General features: G+C 67.1%; 15 protein-coding genes and 1 tRNA gene. 2 read left to right on the top strand and 14 right to left on the bottom strand.

Annotated elements, in window-relative coordinates; all coding sequences use genetic code 11:
- Position 1: 1 nt before the first annotated feature.
- Positions 2-829, top strand: a complete 828-nt coding sequence (locus AB4Z00_RS16400; protein ID WP_442046603.1) for a TetR/AcrR family transcriptional regulator — start codon at positions 2-4, stop codon at positions 827-829.
- Between the two features lie 59 nt (positions 830-888).
- Here the strand turns inward: AB4Z00_RS16400 and AB4Z00_RS16395 are convergent, their stop codons facing one another.
- From AB4Z00_RS16395 to AB4Z00_RS16385, 3 genes are read right to left on the bottom strand one after another with little or no spacing between them, the layout of a single operon-like run.
- Positions 889-2,322 carry an efflux transporter outer membrane subunit gene (locus tag AB4Z00_RS16395; protein WP_442046602.1) on the bottom strand — a complete coding sequence of 478 codons (1,434 nt, stop codon included), beginning with the start codon at positions 2,320-2,322 and terminating at the stop codon, positions 889-891.
- Positions 2,319-5,519 (bottom strand): efflux RND transporter permease subunit, encoded by a 3,201-nt coding sequence (locus tag AB4Z00_RS16390; RefSeq protein WP_132263162.1) that lies wholly within the window; start codon positions 5,517-5,519, stop codon positions 2,319-2,321. Before AB4Z00_RS16390 ends, AB4Z00_RS16395 begins: the two co-directional genes overlap by 4 nt.
- An 8-nt stretch (positions 5,520-5,527) precedes the next feature.
- Positions 5,528-6,709: an efflux RND transporter periplasmic adaptor subunit gene (locus AB4Z00_RS16385; protein ID WP_442046601.1), complete on the bottom strand. Its 1,182-nt coding sequence runs from the start codon at positions 6,707-6,709 to the stop codon at positions 5,528-5,530.
- Here AB4Z00_RS16385 and AB4Z00_RS16380 point away from each other — a divergent pair.
- A complete protein-coding gene (locus AB4Z00_RS16380; protein WP_442046600.1) occupies positions 6,708-7,037 on the top strand; it encodes a hypothetical protein in 330 nt (109 codons plus the stop codon). The two genes, AB4Z00_RS16385 and AB4Z00_RS16380, sit on opposite strands and share 2 nt — an antisense overlap.
- Here AB4Z00_RS16380 and AB4Z00_RS16375 read toward each other — a convergent pair.
- From AB4Z00_RS16375 to infA, 11 genes are all read right to left on the bottom strand, one after another.
- Positions 6,998-8,020: a glycosyl hydrolase family 8 gene (locus tag AB4Z00_RS16375; RefSeq protein ID WP_132263161.1), complete on the bottom strand. Its 1,023-nt coding sequence runs from the start codon at positions 8,018-8,020 to the stop codon at positions 6,998-7,000. The two genes, AB4Z00_RS16380 and AB4Z00_RS16375, sit on opposite strands and share 40 nt — an antisense overlap.
- Positions 8,021-8,052: 32 nt before the next feature.
- Positions 8,053-8,514 (bottom strand): cellulose biosynthesis protein BcsD, encoded by a 462-nt coding sequence (gene bcsD, locus AB4Z00_RS16370; protein ID WP_134093044.1) that lies wholly within the window; start codon positions 8,512-8,514, stop codon positions 8,053-8,055.
- Positions 8,511-12,014, bottom strand: coding sequence for a cellulose synthase subunit BcsC-related outer membrane protein (locus tag AB4Z00_RS16365; RefSeq protein WP_442046599.1), 3,504 nt, complete (start codon positions 12,012-12,014; stop codon positions 8,511-8,513). Before AB4Z00_RS16365 ends, bcsD begins: the two co-directional genes overlap by 4 nt.
- A complete protein-coding gene (gene bcsA / locus AB4Z00_RS16360) occupies positions 12,011-16,477 on the bottom strand; it encodes a UDP-forming cellulose synthase catalytic subunit (protein ID WP_442046598.1) in 4,467 nt (1,488 codons plus the stop codon). The genes AB4Z00_RS16365 and bcsA overlap by 4 nt, the downstream gene beginning before the upstream one ends.
- A complete protein-coding gene (locus tag AB4Z00_RS16355) occupies positions 16,474-17,205 on the bottom strand; it encodes a cellulose synthase operon protein YhjQ/BcsQ (protein ID WP_442046597.1) in 732 nt (243 codons plus the stop codon). Before AB4Z00_RS16355 ends, bcsA begins: the two co-directional genes overlap by 4 nt.
- Positions 17,205-17,552 (bottom strand): hypothetical protein, encoded by a 348-nt coding sequence (locus AB4Z00_RS16350; RefSeq protein WP_132263153.1) that lies wholly within the window; start codon positions 17,550-17,552, stop codon positions 17,205-17,207. The genes AB4Z00_RS16355 and AB4Z00_RS16350 overlap by 1 nt, the downstream gene beginning before the upstream one ends.
- A gap of 261 nt (positions 17,553-17,813) precedes the next feature.
- Positions 17,814-17,889 (bottom strand) — tRNA-Val (locus tag AB4Z00_RS16345).
- 139 nt (positions 17,890-18,028) lie between these two features.
- Complete coding sequence (gene yacG / locus AB4Z00_RS16340; protein ID WP_132264136.1) at positions 18,029-18,184, bottom strand: DNA gyrase inhibitor YacG; 156 nt, start codon at positions 18,182-18,184, stop codon at positions 18,029-18,031.
- Positions 18,185-18,258: 74 nt separating this feature from the next.
- Entirely contained in the window at positions 18,259-19,233 is a 975-nt protein-coding gene (locus AB4Z00_RS16335; RefSeq protein WP_442046596.1) for a ribonuclease E/G, read from the bottom strand.
- Entirely contained in the window at positions 19,226-19,843 is a 618-nt protein-coding gene (locus AB4Z00_RS16330) for a Maf family protein (protein WP_442046595.1), read from the bottom strand. Before AB4Z00_RS16330 ends, AB4Z00_RS16335 begins: the two co-directional genes overlap by 8 nt.
- Before the next feature lie 2 nt (positions 19,844-19,845).
- The gene (infA, locus tag AB4Z00_RS16325; protein WP_132263148.1) at positions 19,846-20,091 is read right to left on the bottom strand and encodes a translation initiation factor IF-1; all 246 of its coding nucleotides are present in this window, start codon (positions 20,089-20,091) and stop codon (positions 19,846-19,848) included.
- Positions 20,092-20,199: the final 108 nt, after the last annotated feature.

The raw sequence follows: 20,199 nt of genomic DNA, 5'->3' as shown, positions 1-20,199 counted from the left end.
GGTGGAATCCACGTCGCAGGATGCCGGGCCTGAAGCTGCCGGGAATCAGAAGATAGCGTCCGAAGAGACTGGCAGGGACGGGGCTGGCAAGGACGAGACGGCGATCGGACTTTCCGCTTTGCCGCCCTTGCTGGCCGCGGCCGTCACGGACGCCAGTGCGGGGATCAGCCACAACCTTCACGGACAGCGGCTGGGCAAGAAAGGTCGGATCACGCGCGAGCGCATTCTCGCGGCTGCGATCGAACTGGTCGAGAAGACCGACGAACCCGTCACGCTGGGCGCGGTTGCGCGTGCAGCGGGGCTGGGGATGACCTCGCTCTACAACTACTTCACCGATTTCACGGAATTGCTGCTGGCGATCCTCGAGCCGGTCATGGGCACCGCTCAGGAGGAATATTTCGCGCAAGTCCGCGACTATTGGCCTGACGACGACTTGTCCTCGCGCGCCATGTCCTTCGTGCGATCGTACCACCAGTTCTGGGCCCGCCACACCGGACTGCTCCACTTGCGCAATGCCATGGCGGACCAGTTCGACGTTCGCATCATGCATCAGCGCGTCAACTCCACCCGGCCGTTGATCGGTCTGTTCGTGGCGCAGATGGACCACCGCGGTATCCTGGGCGATACCGCCGTGCTCATGGCCACGACGCTGATGACCGGGATCGAGCGTTCGATCACGCTGGCGACCGACCGCAGGCTGCGGCGCATCCTGGGCACGCTGCCCGGGCGGCGGGACGAGAGCCTGCTCGAGATCAACGCCCGGCTGATGGAGCTGGCCATCCGCGACACGCGTGAGCGCGCGGCCGCCGAAGAGGCGCAGTCCCGCTAAAGGACTGGCCAGGCTTCAGCCGCGGTAGGCTTCAGCCGCGAACTTGCCTGAATTCTGCCTCACTGGCCCGATGCAGGCGTGGCCTGATCGCCGCCGAGCACGCGGTAAAGCGTGATGCGATTGCTCGCCGCGGCAAGACGTACTGCAATTTCCTGCTGCCTGGCGCTGTAGAGGCTGCGCTGCGCGTCCAGGTTTTCAAGCGAACTGGTGATGCCCTGCCGGTAGCTGGCCTCGGTCAGCCTGGCGGTATCGGAGGCGGCCTCGGTGAAACGGGAGGCAGCGCGCATCCGTTCGTTCAGCGTGCCCTGGTCCGCCAAAGCGTCGGCCACTTCGCGGAAGGCGGTCTGGATGGCCTTTTCGTAAGTTGCCAGCGCGGCGTCGCGCTGGGCCTTGGCGACGTCGACATTGGCCACTCGGCCGCCGGCGTTGAAGATCGACCAGCTGGCGTCGGCGCCCAGGCTTGCCGTGAAGGCGCCCTTGTCGAACAGGGCGGACAGCGCATTGCTGGCGAAGCCGAGCAGGCCGGTCAGCGAGATCGAGGGGAACAGCTCAGCCCGCGCCGTGCCGATATCGGCATTGGCCGCGCGCAGCGAATATTCGGCTTCCACCACATCGGGGCGGCGAAGCAGGACTTGCGAACTGGTGCCCGCTGGCAGAACGGCGAGCGACTGGTTCACTTCGTCGACGCTGGCGGGAAGCAGGCTCTGGTCGAAATCGGCGCCGACCAGAAGGCGGATCGCGTTCACATCCTGCGCCAGTGCCGTTCTCTGCGACGCGACATCGCCGCGCGCGGTTTCCAGCACTTGTTCGGCCTGCCGCAGATCGGTGCGCGGGGCGACGCCGCCCTTGAGGCGGGCGCTGGTGAGCGTAACGCTACGCTCGGCATTGGCGGCCGTGGCCTGGGCAATGCGGAGCAGGTCGTTGTCGGCGGCGTAATTGGCCCATGCCTGCGCGAGGTCTGCGACGAGGCCGAGGCGCACCGTGCGCGCTGCCGCCTCGGTGGAGACGGCGGTATCGCGCTGGGCCTGGGTGGCGCTGGCATATTTGCCGAAGAAGTCGAGTTCGAAGCTCGAAATACCGCCCTGCACGGAATAGGAGGTGCGGTCTCCCGTCCCGTTGGTGCCTGATCCGTTCGTCGTGCTGCCGCTGCCCGCTTCGGTTCGCGTGACCGATCCGTTGACACCCACGGCCGGGAACTGGTTCGCGCGGACCACCCTGACTTGCGCGCGGGCGGCGGCCAGGTTGGCTGCGGCGACCCGCAAGTCACGGTTGTTGGTGAGCGCCTGTTCTACCAGCGACTGCAGGCGGCGGTCGCGGAAGATCTCGGTGTAGGACACCAGCGGCAGCGCCGCCTCGCTCTGCGCGAGATAGGCGTCTCCGACCGGCCAGGAGACTGGGACGGGCGGGGCCGGCGCGACATATTTCGGTGCCATCGAGCAGGCGCCGAGCATGAGGGTGAGCGCGGAAAGGCCCGTGAAACGAGAGCGGATCATGCGGCGCCTCCCTTGCGCGCGCGGCGCTCCTGCATGCGGCGGCGGACCGAGGCGATGCCATCGCGTACGCCGCGGCGAACGAGCACGAAGAAGAGCGGGATGAAGAAGATCGCCAGCAGGGTTGCGGTCAGCATGCCGCCGACCACGGCGGTGCCGATGGCGATGCGGCTGTTGGCGCCGGCACCGCTGGCGATGGCCAGAGGAACCACGCCGAAGATGAAGGCGAAGCTGGTCATCAGGATCGGCCGCAGGCGGATGCGGGCGGCTTCGAGGGCAGCGTCGATCACGCGCTTGCCCTGTCGCTCGGCCTGTTCGGCGAACTCGATCATGAGGATCGCGTTCTTGGCGGCCAGACCCATCGTCGTAAGCAGGCCGATCTGCAGGTAAACGTCGTTTTCCAGCCCGCGCAAGGTGACGGCGAGGATGGCGCCGAGCAGACCCAGCGGAATGACCAGGATCACCGCGATCGGGATCGACCAGCTTTCGTAGAGCGCGGCGAGGCAGAGGAACACGACCAGGAGCGAGAGCGCATAGAGCAGCGGCGCCTGGCCCGAGGAAAGCCGCTCCTGATAGGACGAGCCGGCCCAGGCGACGGCGGTGCCGGGGATCTGGCTGGCCAGTTCCTCCATCACGTCCATGGCCGTGCCGGAGCTGACGCCGTCCCCGGGGCTGCCTGAGAATTCGTAGGCCTGAAGGCCATTGAAGCGCGAGGACGTGCTGGGCGCCGTGGACCAGCTGATCGTCGAGAAGGCCGAGAAGGGCACCATCTGGCCGCTCGTGCCGCGCACGAACCAGTTGGCGAGATCCTCCGGCCGCGACCGGAACTGGGCGTCACCCTGGACGTAGACACGCTTGACGCGGCCCTTGTCGATGAAATCGTTGACGTAAGTGCCGCCCCAGGCCGTTTGCAGCGTGGAATTGGCATTCGCCGCCGTCACGCCGTAAGTCGTCAGCGCGCGCGTGTTGGAATTGACCTTCAGGGTCGACACGTCGGGAAGGTCGCTCAGGCGCACGTTGGTGAGGCGGTCGTCGGCGCCGGCCTTGGCCAGCAGTTCGTCACGCGCCTTCTGGAAATCGGCGCGGGCCATGCCGTTGCGGTTCTGCAGTTCCATCGTGAAGCCCGAAGACGAGCCGAGACCCCGGATCGCGCCCGGAACCAGTGTGAACACTTGCGCATCGCGAATGCCGCGGAACGCGCCATTGGCCCGCTGGACGATGGCATCGGCGGTGTTCTTGCTGCCCGGGCGTTGCTCCCAGTCCACCAGCGTGACGAAGGCCTGGCCGGTGTTCTGGCCTGCCGCGCCCTGGCCGCCGCCCGAAAGCGTGAACATGCTGGCGATGTTCGCCTTTTCGTATTTGGTGAAATATTGCTCGACCTGGCGCTGCACGTCTTCGGTGCGGGTGCGCGGGGATCCGGCCGGCAGGCGCCACTGCACGATGATCGTGCCCTGGTCCTCGTTCGGCAGGAAGCCGGTGGGCAGGCGCTGGAACAGGCCATACGTGGCGACGCAGGCAATGGCGAAGAGCAGCAGCCAGCGCCACTTGTGCTCGACGACGCGGCCGACGCGGTGGGCATAGGCCTCGGTCAGGTTCTCGAAGCTGCGGTTGAACCAGGTGTGGAAGCGCTCCCAGGGCCTCACGACCCAGGGCATCCGGCGCTGGATCCAGCTGGGCACTTCCTCGCCCTCGATATCCTTGGGCTTGAGCAGGGTGGCCGTCAGCGCCGGGCTGAGGATCAGCGCGACCAGCACGGACAGGACCATGGCGACCACGATGGTCAGCGAGAACTGGCGGTAGATCACGCCCGTCGAACCGCCGAAGAAGGCCATCGGCAGGAACACCGCCGAGAGCACCAGCGCGATCGCCACGAGCGCCGTCTGGATTTCCTCCATCGACTTGATCGTGGCCTCGCGCGCGGACATGCCCGGGTTTTCCTCAAGCAGCCGCTCGACGTTCTCCACTACCACGATCGCGTCGTCCACCAGCAGGCCGATGGCGAGGACGAGGCCGAACAGGGTCAGCGTGTTGATCGAGAACCCAGCCACGTAGAACACCGCGAACGTGCCCAGCAGCACGACCGGCACCGCGATCGCCGGGATCAGCGTGGCGCGCCAGCTTTGCAGGAACACGAACATGACGATGACGACCAGCACGATCGCCTCGAACAGCGCCTTTTCCACTTCCGCGACGGAGAGCTTGATGAAAGCGGTGGAATCGTTGCCGTACGTATAGGCGAGGCCGTCGGGCATGCCCTTGGCCAGCTCGGTCATTTCCGTCTTCACCAGCTCGGCCGTGGCCAGCGCGTCGGCGCCCGGCGAGAGCGAGATCGAGATACCGGCGCCGGGGTGGCCGTTGATGCGGCTGATCGAGCTGTAGTTCTCGGCGCCGATCTCCACGCGGGCGACATCGGCAATGGTGACGACGGAACCGTCGCTGTTGGTCTTGAGCACGATGTTGCGGAACTGCTCGGCCGTCTGGAGGCGCGAGCCGGCCGTGACGATCGCGTCGATCGCCTGGTCCTTGGGCGAGGGCAGGCCGCCGATCTCGCCGGCGGCAACTTCGGTATTCTGGGCGGTGATAGCCGAAGTGACGTCGCTGGGCATCAGCGCGACAGCGGCAAGGCGCGTCGGATCGAGCCAGATGCGCATCGCGTGAGGCGCGCCGAAGACGTTGACGTCGCCCACTCCGGAAATACGCGAAAGCGGGTCCTGGATGTTCGAGGCCAGATAGTCCGACACGTCCTGGTTGGAGCGGGTGTCGGTCTCGTCATAGACGGCCACGAGGAGGAGCTGGTCGGGGTTGGACTTGGTGACCGTGACGCCCTGGTTCTGCACCGCCTGCGGCAGGCGGGAGAGCGCGGACTGGACCTTGTTCTGGACCTGGACCTGCGCGATGTCCGGGTCCGTGCCCTTGGTGAACACGGCGCTGATCGAGGCCTGCCCGCGGTTGGACGACTGAGAGCTGAAATAGAGCAGGCCGTCGATGCCGGTGAGCTGCTGCTCGATCACCTGGGTGACGCTGTTCTCGATCGTTTCGGCCGAGGCGCCATTGTAGGTGGCGCGGATGTTCACCTGGGTCGGCGCGATGTCAGGGTATTGCTCGTTCGGCAGGTAGGCCAGCGCGCCGAGGCCCGCCAGCATGACGATGATGGCCAGAACCCAGGCAAAGATCGGTCGGTCGATGAAGATGCGCGACATGGGGTGGCTCAGTTCCCCTTGGCGGCGGGCCGGCCGCCGGCATTCGCCCCGCCGGATTTGCCTTCACCGGGCTTGCCGGAAGGCGGGGAGATGGTCTGCGCGCTCGACGCCGCGACCGGGGTGATATCCGCGCCCTGCTTGAGGCCATTGAGGCCCTGAACGATGACCTTGTCGCCCTTCTTCAGGCCGGCTGTGACCACGGCGTTCACGCCCTGCGTGCGATCGGCGGTGACCTTGCGGCGCGCGGCCTTGTTGTCGGCGCCGACGACCATGACATAGGCCGAACCGTCGAAATCGCGCTGGACCGAATTCTGGGGGATGAGGAATGCGTTGGGATCGGTGGCCTGATCGAACACCGAGGAAACGAACATGCCGGGCAGCAGCAGGCCGTCCGGATTGGGGAAGCTGGCGCGCAGGGTGACGGTGCCGGTGTCGGGATCGACGGTTACTTCCGAGAACTGGACGGTGCCTGGCAGGGCATATTGCGATCCGTCGTCGAACTTGAGGTGGACTTGCGTGCTGCCGGGATTGACGCCGCCGGCCGCCAGCTTCCGCCGCAGTGCGGTGAGGTCCGAGGCGGACTGCTGCATGTCGACGTAGATCGGGTCCATGCGCTGGATGACGGCCAGGGGGTCGGTCTGGCTGGCGCTGGCAAGCGCGCCGACGGTCGAGAGCGAGCGGCCGATGCGGCCGCTGATCGGCGCGGGCACGGTGGTGAAGCGCAAGTTGATCTTGGCCGTATCCAGCGTGGCCGCGTTCTGGGCGATCGAGGCCTTGGCCGAACGCGCGGTGGCCAGCGCGTCGATATAGTCCTGGCGGGCGACGGCTTCCATGTCGGCCAGCGGCTTGTAGCGCTGGGCCTTGGCGGATGCCGCTTCGGCGGTGGCGCGGGCGCTGGTCAGGTCGGCCTCGGCCTGGTTGACGGCGGCGCGGTAGAGGCTGGGGTCGATCTGATAGAGCGGTTGCCCGGCCCGGACCATCGACCCTTCGGTGAAGAGGCGCTTGACGACGACGCCGGTGACCTGCGGGCGGACTTCGCTGGTTTCGAAAGCGACGGTACGGCCGCTCAGCGTGACGGCCAGGGCGACCGAGGATGGCTCCACGACGACGAAGCCCACTTGCGGGGCTGCGCGCTTGTCATCCTTCTTCTCCCCCCCGGAACAGGCCGCGAGCAGCGCGGCGGAAAGCATGGCAAATGCCACCCGGCTCGCAGAGAGACGCAGGGAAAGGCGCGGCAGCGAAGCCGCCACAGGGGAAGAAGACGTGATTTTCAAGTCGCGCACCGTCAAAAGTCGTGTCGGCGCAGCTATTCAGCCTATTGTTGCCGCCCGCAAGCGGGCTTTTCGCAAGTGCGACAATTTGCGACCAAATACGAAGATTCTGGTGCGTTTTCGGCTCACCTATACGTCAAACACCCCCGTTTCCGGGGGTGTCCGAGATGTCCAGCCGATCCGGACGTCCTATTGGCGCGAAACGCCCTACTGGTACCGCGCGAGCATCTGGAGCGAGGCGGCGTAATAGTCGTTCGTCAGCTGCGAAGGCTGGGCGCTGCCAAGCAGTTTGCCCACGACAGCGGCGCCGCCTGCCGAAAGGGCGTAGTTTGCCTCCTCGCCGGTGACCACGTCCACCCAGGCCGGGATCGGCTTGTTGGCGGCAAGGCAGGAGCGCCAGTAGCCGGCAATGTCCGGAACCAGCGACTGCCGGCCGCTGAGCGCGGCATAGAGGGGCACGCGGATGGCGTCGTAGCCGAAGCGGGGGGGCTTGTCCCGGGCCGGGGCGACCTGGTTGGGCGCGCTGATGACCACCCAGTCACTGGGCAGATGGTGGGTTCCGAAGCGGGAAAGGCGAGTGATGGCCTCGCAATCGCTGATGATCGGACCCCAGACCTGCTGGCCGTCGAGCTTGGTAAAGGCGTCCATCGCGGGCCAGGCGAAATAGGACAGGTTCAGCGTGACTTCCTCGCCCTTCACGAAGCCCTGGACACCGGGCAGCAGCAGGCGGCGGCCGTGGCGTTCGACCACGCAGTGGCTGCGGATCGAGGAGCGGATCTGCGCGGCTCGGGCGGTGTAGTCGCCCCGGTTCCAGCGCTGCCCGGCCATGCCGAGGGCCCAGGCGATGACGAGATCGCCATCGGTGGCGTTGTTCTGGTCGGCCACCGGGTTGGGCGAGGCGGGATCGTAGCGCCAGGCATGGAGCGCCATGTCGGTGCGCGAGAGGTGGCTCTGCGTCCAGCCGGCGATCCGTTCGAATGCCTCGGTATCGCCTGCCTTGTAGGCGAAAAGCAGGCCGTAGCTCTGGCCTTCGCTATGGCTGATGCCGTTGTTGCCGGTATCGACGATACGGCCTTCGGGATTGACGTAGAGGTCGCGCCAGGTGCGCCAGCTGGCGTCGCGCACGGGTGCGCGGCTTTGCGCGTCGGTGTTGCAGGCAGCCGTCATCGCCAGCATCAGCCCCAGTGAGAAGTTGCGGCGGTTGATGCCGGTGTCGAGAAGGAAATTCATGCCGATGCTCTTTCGTTGATCGACGGAAAGGCTCAGCGGCCGTGGCGCAGTTCGATCACGTCGCCCTGCCATTGGGCGACCGTGTGCAGCGCCGGGCCGCTTCCGAGCACGCGGAACCACGCATCGTAGGCGCCTTGCAGCAAGCCCAGCAGCATCGTGTTCCAATTGCCCTGCTGGTCGGAGGCAAGGGCCTTGGGCAGGTTGCGGTGGTGGACGACGATGGCATCGTCACCCACGGCCAGTTCGATCTCGCCCCAGCCCAGGTCCTGCCAGAAGCCGTTGATGCGGGCGCAGAGCACGGCTGCATCGCTGACGCCTTCCAGCGGCTCCAGCGTGGCCATGCGCCGGCCTATGGCCGCGAAGAAACCCTGCGCCTGCGCGGAAGGTGCGCCTTCGCAGACTTCGGCTGCGGCCATCATCGCGAAGAGCGCAAGGCCCCCTGCGCCGCTCTGTTCGCCCTCGGAACGAGGGGAGGGAAATGCGTGAAGTTTCATCGGCCGGTGCTCCCGAAATTCTGTCTCACGCCCAATAAGCTCCGGAACTCGTCATAAGATCCGAAGGTGTTGTAGCTGGCCTCGCCGCCGATGCGGGTGGTGGGGCTCAGCTTGTAGTAGATCGACAGGTCGCTCGACACGGCGAAGCCGGTCTTGCTGATGCTGTCGTAGTAGGAACGCACGTCGTTGTTCGCCGCCTTCAGCACGTCGAGCGCAGCCTGCAACTCGTCGTTGATCGGATAGAGGTTGGTCTGATCCTGCTTGTAGCTTTGGAAACCGGGCGTGAACGAGGCGCGGATATCGAAGAGTTCGTCTTCCATGGTGTAATTCACCGGGAAGCCGACGCTGATGAAGTTCTGCGGGCTGAAGTAGCCGCCGTTGCCCCAGGTGAAGTAGTTCTGGCTCTTGTCGTAGCCCTGGTAGTTCACGTTGAGGCCCACGGTGAGGTTGGCATGCGTGCCGTGGTAGGCGCGCAGGTAGCCGCCGACGTTGGCCTCGAAACCGTCGTTGCGAGCGACGTTGGTGCCGCGGAAGCGGTAGTAGCGGCCTTCCGCGTAGACGCCGCTGCCATCCTCGTCATAGGAAAGCCCGGCGCCGCCTGCCGAGCGCATGACCTGGCCCCAGCGCATGCCCGTCACCGGATCGCGGGTGCCGGCGTAGGACAACACGCTGTCGGTCACGGGCTGGCGCTCCGCGAAGACCTTGGCGCGCACGGTTTCGGATAGCTTGGGCGAGGCTTCGGCGTGGAAGGTGGCCTTGGTCTTGCCCATGCCGACCGGCGTGGTGCCGCCTTCGAGCTTGACAGTGTCGCTCTCGTAACCCGCCGTGAAGGCGACGCCCGAGGCGTTCTGGGTCTGGGCCGAGGGGAAGACCGAGGGCTGTTCCAGGACGATGGCCGCCGCCTCGATCAGGCCGTTGAGGCCGAACCGTGCCTGACCGGACTGGTTGGCCCGTCCGGCATCGATCACCGAGGCTTCCGCCTTGGCATAGACCCGGCCGCCCGGCGCATCGGTGGAGAAGCGGGCCGAACCCTTGATCTCGTCCAGCTGGCTGAGCCCCGCTTCGCCCGAGCGGCGGCGGTATCCGGTGACGATGTCGGCGCGGGGGCCGCTGTCCTGGGAGAGGTCGGCGATCTGCGACTGGATCTGGGCCATGACCGGATCGGCCGAGTAAGCGGTGGCCGAGCCTGCATCCATGCCCGCGTCGGCCAGTCCGCTTCCGTAGCTGCCGCCACCATACGTGTTGCCGCCATAGCTGCCGTTGCCGGCTGCCGGGTAGGGCGCTGCGGCCATGGCGGGGGCGCCGTAGCCCGAGGACGCGCCGTAGCTGGGTGCCGCGCCATAGTTCGAAGGCGCGTCGTAGCTTGCGGCCGAGCCATAGCTTGCGGCGGGCGCGCTCGGGACGCGGGTGCCGCTGCCCAGAGCGAAGGGGTTGACTGGCTGAGGCGCGGCGACGGCGCGGCCCCGGAACGGGTTGGAGCCGCCGGCCGGGGTCATGGCCGCGAAAGGATTGCCGCCGGCAAGACCCTCGATCGAGGTGCCGCCCTGGCCGCGCGCATAAAGGTTCTGCGCATCCTTGAGCAGGTTCATGGCTGCCCGGTCGTTGCCGCGCGCGCGCTCCACATTGGCGAGCGAGAGGCGGACCTGGTAGTCCTGCGGGAAGGCGCGGAGCACGTCGTTCTGGGCGCGGCGGGACAGATCGTTGTCTCCGGCCGCCTGCGCGGTTTCGGCCAGGCCGAGCAGGGCGTCCTTGTCGCCGGGCTTGCGCGCCAGCACGAGCTGCCAGGTCTGGGCCGCGCGTGCGGGCATCTGGCCGCCCTGGTAGAGGCGGGCGAGACCGGCAAGGATGTCCATGTTCTGCGGAGAGGCGCTCCAGGCGCTCTGCAGTATGTCGAAGGCCTCGGCGAAGCGGCCTGCCTGGCGCGAACGGTCTGCCTGGCTGACGAGCAGGGCGGCGTTCATGCGGGCATAGGCCTGTTGGCCCTCGGCCGAAGTGCCGGCCATGGCGCTGGCGCGCTGGAGTGCCTGCTGCGCGAGATCATCGCGGCCGACGCGGGCGAGGACGCTGATCAGGCCCTCGTAGTCGGCAATCCCCGTGACCTGGCCCTGCATGGCGTTTTCCGCCACCGCGGCGGCGCCCTGGGCATCGCCCAGATCGTAAAGGGCATTGGCGACGGCGGCCTGCTTGCCGACCGGAATGGCCGACATGGCGCCCAGCTGGCGGAGCGAGGCGAGGGCCTGGGCCTGTTGGCCGCTGGCGGCCATGGCCTTGGCGCGGGCGATCGCGGCATCGCTCTTCACGCCGATGGCGAAAGTGCGCATCGGTGCGGTGCGCTGTGCCTCTGGGATCATGTCGATCAGGCGAGCGGCTTCGGGCGCGCGGCCGAGATCGTTGTTGAGCAGGGCGGCGGCGTAGAGCGCGTCGGGCTGGCCCATCGAGGTCAGCGAGCGCAGCAGCGATTCCGCTTCGGGAATGCGGCCGCGGCGGATCTGGAACTCGGCGAATTCGTAGCGGATCCACGGGTCGGTCGGATCGAGCACGAGGCCGTTCTGGAACTCGCGCATGGCGCCCATGTCATCGCCATTGGCGGCCGCGGCCAGGGCCCGGCCGCGGGCGGCGCGCATCTGCAGGCGCTTGTCGTCGGAACCGCCGCCCTGGCCTGCCTGGCGGTAGAGATCGGCGGCGTCGGCGTAGCGGCCCTGCTTCTCGTAGATGTCGGCCAGGATTTCGAGCGCGGGCGCCGGTTCCTTGTAGCCCGAGCGGATCAGGCCCTCGGTCACCGACTGTGCATCGGCAAGGCGGCCCTGGGCCACGAAATTGCGGGCATCGGCCAGCCCGGCAAAGAAGCGCGCGGAGGCAAGGCCTTCGGCCCATTGGCTGGCCTTGCCGTAACGCGAGGCCTGTTCGAGGTAATTGGCCGCCTCGGCGAAATTGCTCTCGCGCAGGCGCACGAGGCCCAGTCCGCCCAGGGCGTCGGGGTCGCGGGAATTGACCGAGAGCGCGCGCTGGAACTGGCTGGAAGCCGAAGCGAGATTGCCGTCCTCCAACGCGTCGAAGCCCGCTACGCGGGCCTGACCGGCGCGGTTGGCCGAAGAGGTCGGTGCCGGCGTACTGCGCGTCGGCGCCGCGGCAACGCGCGCGGGCTGCTGCTGCACCGGCTGCGGGGCCGGCGTGCGCGCCGGCGCAGGCTTCGGGGCGGCTGCCTGCCTCGGTGCGGGCGCGGCCTTCGGAGCGGGCTGCGGCGCCGGCTTCGGGGCTGCGGGCCGGGCATTGAGCGCCTGGTTCACCGCGGCACTGTTTGGATCGAGCGCCTTGGCGCGTCGCAGCGCCTGCTGGGCCAGATCCTCACGCCCCTTGGAGCGCCAGTACTTCGCCTGCTGCAACAGGGCGTCTACCCCGGCCGCCTGGGCATGAACCGATACCGGGCTTACGCCGGCGGCCGCGGTGGAGAGCAGCAGGGCCAGGCCGACGAGGCGCAGGCGGGTCTTCGCGGAACTCATGCGTTGTCGTCCTGGTGGCCGAGGCGGCGCTGCGCCTGGCGACGGAAGTAGAGGTAGGTCGGGCCGGCGAGGATGGCGGCCAGGAACAGCGAGAACAGGCCCATCAGCATCGGACGCTGGCTGAACCAGTAAGCCAGCTTCATCCAGACCGGCAGCGAGCCGACCCAGTAGCGGTCTCCGATGGCGAAGCTGGTCATGCCGTCGCCCTTGGTCACCGCGAGGTCGCCCTGGATGGCGGCGTTGATCTTCACGTCGGACATGCCGTCGACCAGGGTGGGCAGCGCGCCGGCGTTGTCGGCCAGCATCGCGACCACGGTGCGGTCGGACGAATAGGGCGAGCGGAAGCTGACGATCCCGGAGAAGCCCCGCGCATTGTAGACGAGCGGTGCAGCGGCCATCGGGTCGTTGCGCTCGGTGCCGCCGAAGAACGAGGTGGCATATTGCAGGGGCGAGCGTTCGGTCACTTCGAGGTGGCCGCCGACGTAGCGCACGGGCGCCTTGTCGAACAGCGAGCCGGCCGAGGCCAGTTCCACGCCGCCCACGACCAGCACGTCCTGGTCCTGCAACTCGCTGGCGCTGGCCGAGGAGCTGACGGTGATCCCGGTTACCGGAACGCCGGTGGAGTCGCCGAAGCGGCCCATCAGCGCGAGGAAGGCCTCGACCGAGGAGGGTGAGGGATTGGCAGCCATCACCACCGTGGTTTCGGCAAGGTCGGGCGCCGCGGTGAAGGGGAAGCCGGCGCCGGCGAACGTCGCCAGGTCGGGCATGAGGATCGCGTGGTAGGCCGAAGTCAGGTCGATCGTGCTGGTGGGGTCGATCGACGTGCGCACGTTCTCGGGAAGAGTGCCGGTGCACTTCTTCTTGTCGGCGATGATGAGGTTGTAGTCGAGCGCCAGCTCGTTCTGTCCGAACAGGTTGTAGCGCGGCAGCACGACCGTGGCCGAAGAGTCTTCGCTCTTGGCACCGCGCGCGCCGAACAGGTTGGTCCACCAGGTGGAGCTGAGCGGCAGCGTCTTGAGGTACTGGCCATTGAGCGAGGCATCGAGGCGCGAGGCGCGCTGGTCGAGCCAGTCGGCCGTGGGATAGCGGTAGGTCAGGTTCAGGCGGCCGCCTTCGCGGGGCCAGAAGAACAAGTCCGGCGCGACGCGGAAGCTGGCGGTGAGCGGACCGGGACGGAAGCCCATGCCCTGCAGTGCGTAAGCGGGCATGATCTTGCCCAGCTGCACCGGCTTGTCGGTCGAGATCCAGCGCAAGGCGCCGTAACGCGGCCAGGCGGGGATGCGCACGCCGTCGAAGGACATGCGCTGTCCGCCGAACACGCCGCGGCCCAGGGCCACGGCACCGGCAGCGATGCGAAGGTCGGCGTCGCCCCGGCCCATCAGCACCAGCAGGGTGCCGGTGGGATCGACCGGGTTGCGCACGGCCGCGGCGCTGGGACCGGTCGCGGGTGCGATATCCAGGCCGGGGATCGACTGGCCTGCCTTGAGGAAGACCACGGCATTGCCCTTGGGCAGCGAGCCGTAGACCGGCTTGAACGAGAAGCCGCGATAGGAGGCCAGCGAGCCGAGCCAGGATGCCGTGGCGGCTGCGGCCTCAAGCTCGCCCTTGTGCGGCTGTCCGGCAAAGACGAAAGGCATGCGCAGCGGCACGTTCTGGCCCTTGTCGAAGAACGGCAGCGGCAGACGCGAGAGGTCGGGCTGGAAGGTCAGCGCCTGGTATTCGACCTCGAGGAACGAGCGGGTATTGCTGATGTTCGCCCAGAGCGAGCTGTGGAACGGATCCTCGCAATCGCGCGCGTAGTGCCCCAGGAAGCGGATGTTGAGCTGGTTGTCGCCCGGCAGGAGCAGGGCGGCGTTGATCGGGATGCGCAGGACGTGGCCGCCGGCCTCGCCGCGGGTCAGCGGCACGGCCTGGACCACTTCGCCGTTCACGATCACCACAAGCTGGCTGATGTCGTCCAGCATCTGGGCGGACCACGAGAGCTGCAGCGTGAGCACGGCCGAGGTCACGACGCGGTCCTGGCGCATGCCGAAGGGAATGCCGATTTCGCCCTGGGTGCCCTGGAGGCGGATCGGGCTGGTGACGCGCATGTCCTTGAAGGTCAGGCGCTCGTCAAGCCCGCTGCGCGGCGGGGCGGCGGCATCGGCCGGTCCGTTCGCGGCGGTTTCCTGCGCAGGCGCCGCTGCGGACCGGGTCGGCGCGGCGTGGACTTCCTGGCTGCCGAACAGCACGGTGGCCACGCCCAGCGCAAGCGCGGCGGCCACGCCGGCCGCCTTGGCCAGCGGCAGCAGCGAACGCATGCCCTTGGCTTCCTTCGTCACCTCGGGGGCGGGCAGGGCCGGCATACGGGCAGCGATCTCGGCCATTTGCCGACGTTCGGAGAAATTGAGACGCAGCATGCGCTTGATCGTTACCATGTCGACAAGAATGATATCTGCCAGCGAGCGAAGCGCGCTGACCTGCGGGTTGGGGCCGGTGGGCTGCCAGGCGTCGGCACGGCCCATGACGGCGCGCACGAGGTGGCGGTTTGCCAGCATGTCCAGCTGTTCGAAGCGGACGTAGGCATTGCTGGAGCGGGTGCGCATGGTCTTGACCGGGATCGAGAGCACTTCGTCGCCCATGGCCATGGTGATGTGCGTCACCTCGACATCGCGCAGCGGCAGTTCCGGCGGCAGCGAGAGCGCGGCGCCGCCCATCGAGATGTCGATGGTGGTCGCGCTGACGACATGGCCGGAAGCGAGGTAGGCCGTGACCGGCAGCGAGACCGGAATACGAATGTCCTGTCGCGCCTGCCGGGTCTCACGCGCCACCGAGACGGCGGCGAGCAGGATGATGAGGCTGAAGGTCGCCCAGGCGCAGTTCAGCACCAGCGTATCGGTCTGGATGTTGAACATGTAGGGGAAGAAGGCCCATTTCACGACGGCGAGCAGGATGCCGCCCACGAGCAGGCCGATGCAGACGAGATGCGGCCGCACGATCGCCCAGTCGAAATAGGTCTTGTCGAGCAGCGAGCCCTTGTCGGTCACGTTGAACTTGCCCTTGCGGGGCTGCAGCCAGGTCATGACCGTGGGCTTCACGAGGTGGAAGGCCAGAATCGTTTCGTAGACTTCGCCCCAGTAGGGGCGGCGGTCTCCGCCCTGCGTGCGCTCGTTCGCGATCGAGGAGCAGAACAGGTGCGGCATGGCATAGGCGAAGATCAGCGAGGCCGAAGCCTGGATGATGTTCTGGCCGAAGATCAGGTAGGCGAGCGGGCTGGTCAGGAAGGCGATGCGGGGCAGCGGATACTGGAAGTGCAGCATCGCGTTGAGGTAGCAAAGCCGCTGCTGCCAGGTGAGGCCCTTGCCGGTCAGCGGGAAGTCGATACGCAGGATCTGCGTCATGCCGCGGGCCCAGCGGATGCGCTGGCCGACGTGGAGCACGAGGCGCTCCGTGGCCAGGCCGGCCGAAAGGCGGGCGCTGATATAGGCAGTGTTCCAGCCGGTGCGCTGCAGCTTGAGCGCGGTATGGGCGTCCTCGGTCACGGTCTCGCCCGCGAAGCCGTTGGTTTCCATCAGCGCCTCGCGGCGGATGATTGCGCAGGAGCCGCAGAAGAAGGTGGCGTTCCAGAGGTCGTTGCCGCCCTGGACCGCGCCGTAGAACAGATCGCCCTCGCCGGGCATGTCGCCCATGGTCGAGGCCAGGTTGCGCTGCACGGGATCGGGCGAATACATGTGGTGCGGCGTCTGCAGCAGCGCTAGCCGCGGGTCGGTCTGGAACCAGCCCACGGTCAGCTGCAGGAAGGCGCGGGTGGGAACGTGGTCGCAGTCGAAGATGGCGATCAGTTCGCCGTCGGTCTTCTTCATCGCCGCGTTGAGATTGCCCGCCTTGGCGTGAAGGTTGTTGTCGCGCGTCAGGTAGCCGCAGCCGGCTTCCTTGGCGAAAGCGCGGAATTCGGGACGCTTGCCGTCATCGAGGATGAAGATGCGGTAGCGGTCGACCGGATAGTCGAGGTCCATCGCCGCGAAGACCGTGTTGCGCACGATCTCCAGGCTTTCGTTATAGGTAGGGATGTAGATGTCGACGGTGGGCCAGGTCTCGGGATCGCCCTTGGGCTCGATCACCGGGCGGTCCAGCGGCCAGCTCGTCTGGATGAAGCCCAGGATGAGGATCACCCAGGCGTAGAGTTCGGCCAAGTAGAGCCCGGTGCCGAACAGGAATTCGGGCAGGGTGCCGAAAGCCAGCGTCTGCGTCGTGCGCCAGAACATGTAGCGCGTGGACATGAGCACGGCCAGCAGCCCGAGCGCGAGCGCGCCCTTGCGGCCGGGCCAGCGCTTCATCACCAGCGTTCCCAGGATCGTCACGCCCGCGAACATCCACTGGGCATTGGTGTCGAGAGGGACCCCGATCACCATGGCCGCGATCAGGGCGATCGGAACGATCGCCAGAAGTCTGACGGCGCGGTGCGAAACGAGATTTCGGATCATGCGGCGAGGCTCACCGGCGCGACCCAGCTGTTGGTGGTGGAATCGAGGGTGGGCGCGATGGCCTCCGCGATCTGCTGCACGTCCGCCAGGGCCACGCTGGCCGGCGCGTAGCGGCCGAGCATCTGCAAGGTGGCGATGGCTTCGGGCACGGCTTCGTCCATGCGGATGCGGCCGATCAGGCGCTGTCCGGCCAGTTCGCGGATGAAGGCGGCACCGTGGCGGCCAAGGCGGCGCGTTTCGTCGAGCGCATTGATCACGAAAGCGGTGCGCGCCAGGCCCTCGGGGCCGGCTTCGCCGAAGACCTGCGGCAGCAGGGCCAGGGTGTCGGGCTGGGCATTGATGGTGCAGACGTGCGCGCAGGCGTGTTCGATCAGGCGGCGCGCCAGGCGCGTGTCGCCTGAGGGCACGTCGACGACCAGGACGCGTTCCTTGCCGGGCTGGAAGTAACCCAGCTCGTTCAGCATCGGCACGAAGTCGAGATCTTCGGCCGCGCGGCGCCAGCTACGCAAGTTGATGCCGCCCACCAGCACCGCCTCGTCGGCCGGCGCGGTGATCGCGGGAAGCGACGTGGCGGGAGAAAGGCCGAAGTGAAGCGGCAGGGAATCGCGCGCGGCGACACTCACCACGGTCACGTCCGCGCCCTGCGCCGACAGACCCATCGCCAGATGAGCGGCAACGAAAGTGTTCCCGGTCCCCCCCTTGGGACCGTGACAGACGATCATCGGCATCAGATTTCCCCCCGGGCGCCAAGGTCCGACAAATGGCGCAACATCGCTCGTACATCGCGAACGGGCTCTTCAACAACTGATTTTGCAATCGATGGTGAAACAGAATGTTGCTCATAGCGGCTGAAGAGGTTCTTCAGCGGCTCCGCAGCGAGTTCCGGGTCGGAATTTTCCGTCTCGACAGGCGGCGCTTCGGCAGCCGTCTGGTCGAGCGTCTGAAGGCGTGGATCGCGCAGCAGGGCTTCGAGGATCGGCCAGAGTTCGAGGTCGGAAAAGCGATCCTCGAATTCCTTGTACGCGAATTCGTTGCGGCCCAAGCGGTCCAGCAAATTCCTGGCATCAATGCGCATGACAATCCCCGTTGTTGCCCGAACAGGACTGACAACTAATGGTTAACATCGTATTTATACGTGAAATCCCGGTCCGAAAATCCTGCAATCGCAGTTTATTTTTCGATTCGGCCCGCAATTCTGTCACCGCGAGGATACATATGTTCACTTTGGAACACGCGCGCGGGTACGCCCCTCACTAATGCGAGAAAGCTAACGGAGATGTCCAGAGGCTATGTGAGGGGAGGCCCAAAAGGAAAAGGCACCACCCTCCGAAGAGAGTGGTGCCCGGGGACGGGATCGAACCGCCGACACCATGATTGTCAGTCATGTGCTCTACCAACTGAGCTACCCGGGCTTACCAAACCGAGTTTGGTCATCGTGCGAGACCAAGCTTTTCAGCGAATTTTTCGGCTGCCGAGGCGGCCGTTCGCTGCTGGTGGCGGGCCTATGAAGAACATGAACCGGCTTGGCAACCCTAAAATGACACGATCATTTCAATCGTCCTGTGGATAAAGGTCCGAGTCCGGATTTTGAGGCGCGGGCGGGCCGGGAAGGGCATAGCCGTCTTCCAGCCACTGCAGCAGATCGCGGTCGCGGCAGCGCTTGGAGCAGAAGGGCGTATGTTCGACCGCGCGCGGCTTTCCGCAGATCGGGCACTTGCGATTGGGCCTGCTGGCAGCGCCTTGGCCCGCGGTTTTGGCCGTGCTTGGATTTGTATCGTCGCTCATGAGGTGATCGCCTGCGCGAAACCGCCCGCCAGTGCAAGGCCCGGGTCTTCGCGCCAGGCCAGCATGCGTCCGGTGCGCCGTGCCAGTTCGGCTTCCCATTCCGGCCGCACTTTGGCGCGGACGCGCGGATGGGCGGTCAGCAGGAGCGTTCCGGGCTCCTGGACGCGTTCGGCCTGCCGCAGAAGCAGCCGCGCACAGGCGCCGGCCGGTTCGTGGCGCAGGCGGTGGAGCAGCGAGGGCCGTTCCAGCCGCGCCACCAACTGGACGAAGCCGAACCCGTTCATTGCCGTGTGCTGGTGCGGCCAGTGGTCCAGCGCCGCGGCCAGCGCCTCGTCCACCGCGCGTCGGTCTTCCTTGCGCTCCAGCGAGGGGAAATCGATGCCGATCGAGCCGCCAAGGTCCAGCAGGCCCACGGCGCGTGCTATCGCGGGGATCGCCGCCAGCGCCAGGGCCCGCGGGGGGAGGGTGCCGTCGATGTCGATCAGGGTCATCGCCGGAGTAGGGATCACCAGGATCGCGCCGCCGTCGAAGGCCAGTTCGCCGTCCAGCGCTTCGGCGAAAAGCTCCGGCCAGGGGTCTTGCGGAAAGGCGCGGAGCGTGCGGACCGGGAGGCCGCCGCCGCGCAGCGATTCCGCGAGTGTCGGCGCGGGACGGATCGGCGCGGCGCTGGGCCGCGCCTGCGCGCGCTTCAATCGGCCGGTTTCCGCCATGGCCGCGCGTGTCACTTCGACACGCAGCGTGGCGCCCTCGCTGGCTTCCGGCGGCAGGCCGTCGACCAGCGCTTCTTCGCCGGAAGCGAAGCGGAGCGTGCCGCGCCGCGCGCCCTTCGTGCGGGAGAGCAGCACCGCGTCGGCCACTTCACCGGGGGCGAGGCGGCCGTGCCATTGCAGCCGGGCAGCCAGGACCTCGCCATTCTCGACCAGGATCGCGCGGCTCTCGCCGATCCCGTCCTCGACGAGCCACTCAGCCAATCGCGAAGCCCGCTGCCTGCAGCAATGCACGGGTTTCGAACAAGGGCAGGCCGACGACGCCGGAATGGCTGCCGGTGATCGCGGCGATGAGGCCCTCGGCGCTACCCTGGATGGCATAGCCGCCCGCCTTGCCGTCCCACTCGCCGCCGGCGATGTAGGCGTCGATTTCCTGCTTCGTGAGCGGTTTGAAGCGCACGATCGTTTCCGACAGCCTTTCGCGAAGCGTGCCGTCGGGCGATTTGAGGGCGATGGTGGAGAGCACGCGGTGGCGGCGGCCGGAGAGCAGGGCCAGGCAGGCGCGCGCGGTCGCCTCATCCTCTGCCTTGGGCAGGATGCGGCGGCCGCAGGCGACGACGGTATCGCCCGCCAGGACATGAGCATCGCCGGCTTCGGCCGGAAGCACCACGGCGAGTGCCTTCTCCCGCGCCATGCGGCGTGCATATTCGCGAGGAACCTCGCGGTCTCCGTGCGCCTCGTCGATATCGGCAGCGATGATGGCGTGGGGAACGATGCCCAGCCGCGCGATCAACTCGCGGCGGCGCGGGCTGGCCGAGGCGAGGACCAGTTGCGGGTCGTGCCGGGCTGCGGAGGCGTTTTCGGCAGGGGTCACGATCAGTACTGACCGGGGCCAGCGCGACCCGGCATGAAGCGGTAGGTGATACGGCCCTTGGTAAGGTCGTAAGGGGTCAGCTCGACGAGCACCTCGTCGCCGACCAGCACGCGGATGCGGTTCTTGCGCATCTTGCCGGCGGTATGCCCGAGGATCTCGTGGCCGTTTTCCAGCTCAACGCGGAACATCGCATTCGGCAGGAGTTCGATGACCCGGCCACGCATTTCAAGGAGTTCTTCTTTCGCCATTGGCGATCAATACCCGTAAGCCTGCTGCATGATTGGGGCGCGCCATAACCACGACTCGTCGAAAATGGAAGCCTTGCTTGGCGAACTCTTGAACGGGGCCAGCAGATA

The organism is Novosphingobium sp. YAF33, assembly GCF_052113265.1.
Taxonomy (GTDB): domain Bacteria; phylum Pseudomonadota; class Alphaproteobacteria; order Sphingomonadales; family Sphingomonadaceae; genus Novosphingobium.
Note: the sequence above shows the minus strand (reverse complement) of the source record. Positions and strands in the feature narration are given on the sequence as shown.

What these genes read in the sequence shown, in the direction of transcription:
- AB4Z00_RS16395 (WP_442046602.1), bottom strand. Translation starts at nt 2,322, where the DNA reads ATGATCCGCTCTCGTTTCACGGGCCTTTCCGCGCTCACCCTCATGCTC.
- AB4Z00_RS16390 (WP_132263162.1), bottom strand. Translation starts at nt 5,519, where the DNA reads ATGTCGCGCATCTTCATCGACCGACCGATCTTTGCCTGGGTTCTGGCC.
- AB4Z00_RS16380 (WP_442046600.1), top strand. Translation starts at nt 6,708, where the DNA reads ATGGCAAATGCCACCCGGCTCGCAGAGAGACGCAGGGAAAGGCGCGGC.
- AB4Z00_RS16385 (WP_442046601.1), bottom strand. Translation starts at nt 6,709, where the DNA reads ATGCTTTCCGCCGCGCTGCTCGCGGCCTGTTCCGGGGGGGAGAAGAAG.
- AB4Z00_RS16375 (WP_132263161.1), bottom strand. Translation starts at nt 8,020, where the DNA reads ATGAATTTCCTTCTCGACACCGGCATCAACCGCCGCAACTTCTCACTG.
- bcsD (WP_134093044.1), bottom strand. Translation starts at nt 8,514, where the DNA reads ATGAAACTTCACGCATTTCCCTCCCCTCGTTCCGAGGGCGAACAGAGC.
- AB4Z00_RS16365 (WP_442046599.1), bottom strand. Translation starts at nt 12,014, where the DNA reads ATGAGTTCCGCGAAGACCCGCCTGCGCCTCGTCGGCCTGGCCCTGCTG.
- bcsA (WP_442046598.1), bottom strand. Translation starts at nt 16,477, where the DNA reads ATGATCCGAAATCTCGTTTCGCACCGCGCCGTCAGACTTCTGGCGATC.
- AB4Z00_RS16355 (WP_442046597.1), bottom strand. Translation starts at nt 17,205, where the DNA reads ATGCCGATGATCGTCTGTCACGGTCCCAAGGGGGGGACCGGGAACACT.
- AB4Z00_RS16350 (WP_132263153.1), bottom strand. Translation starts at nt 17,552, where the DNA reads ATGCGCATTGATGCCAGGAATTTGCTGGACCGCTTGGGCCGCAACGAA.
- infA (WP_132263148.1), bottom strand. Translation starts at nt 20,091, where the DNA reads ATGGCGAAAGAAGAACTCCTTGAAATGCGTGGCCGGGTCATCGAACTC.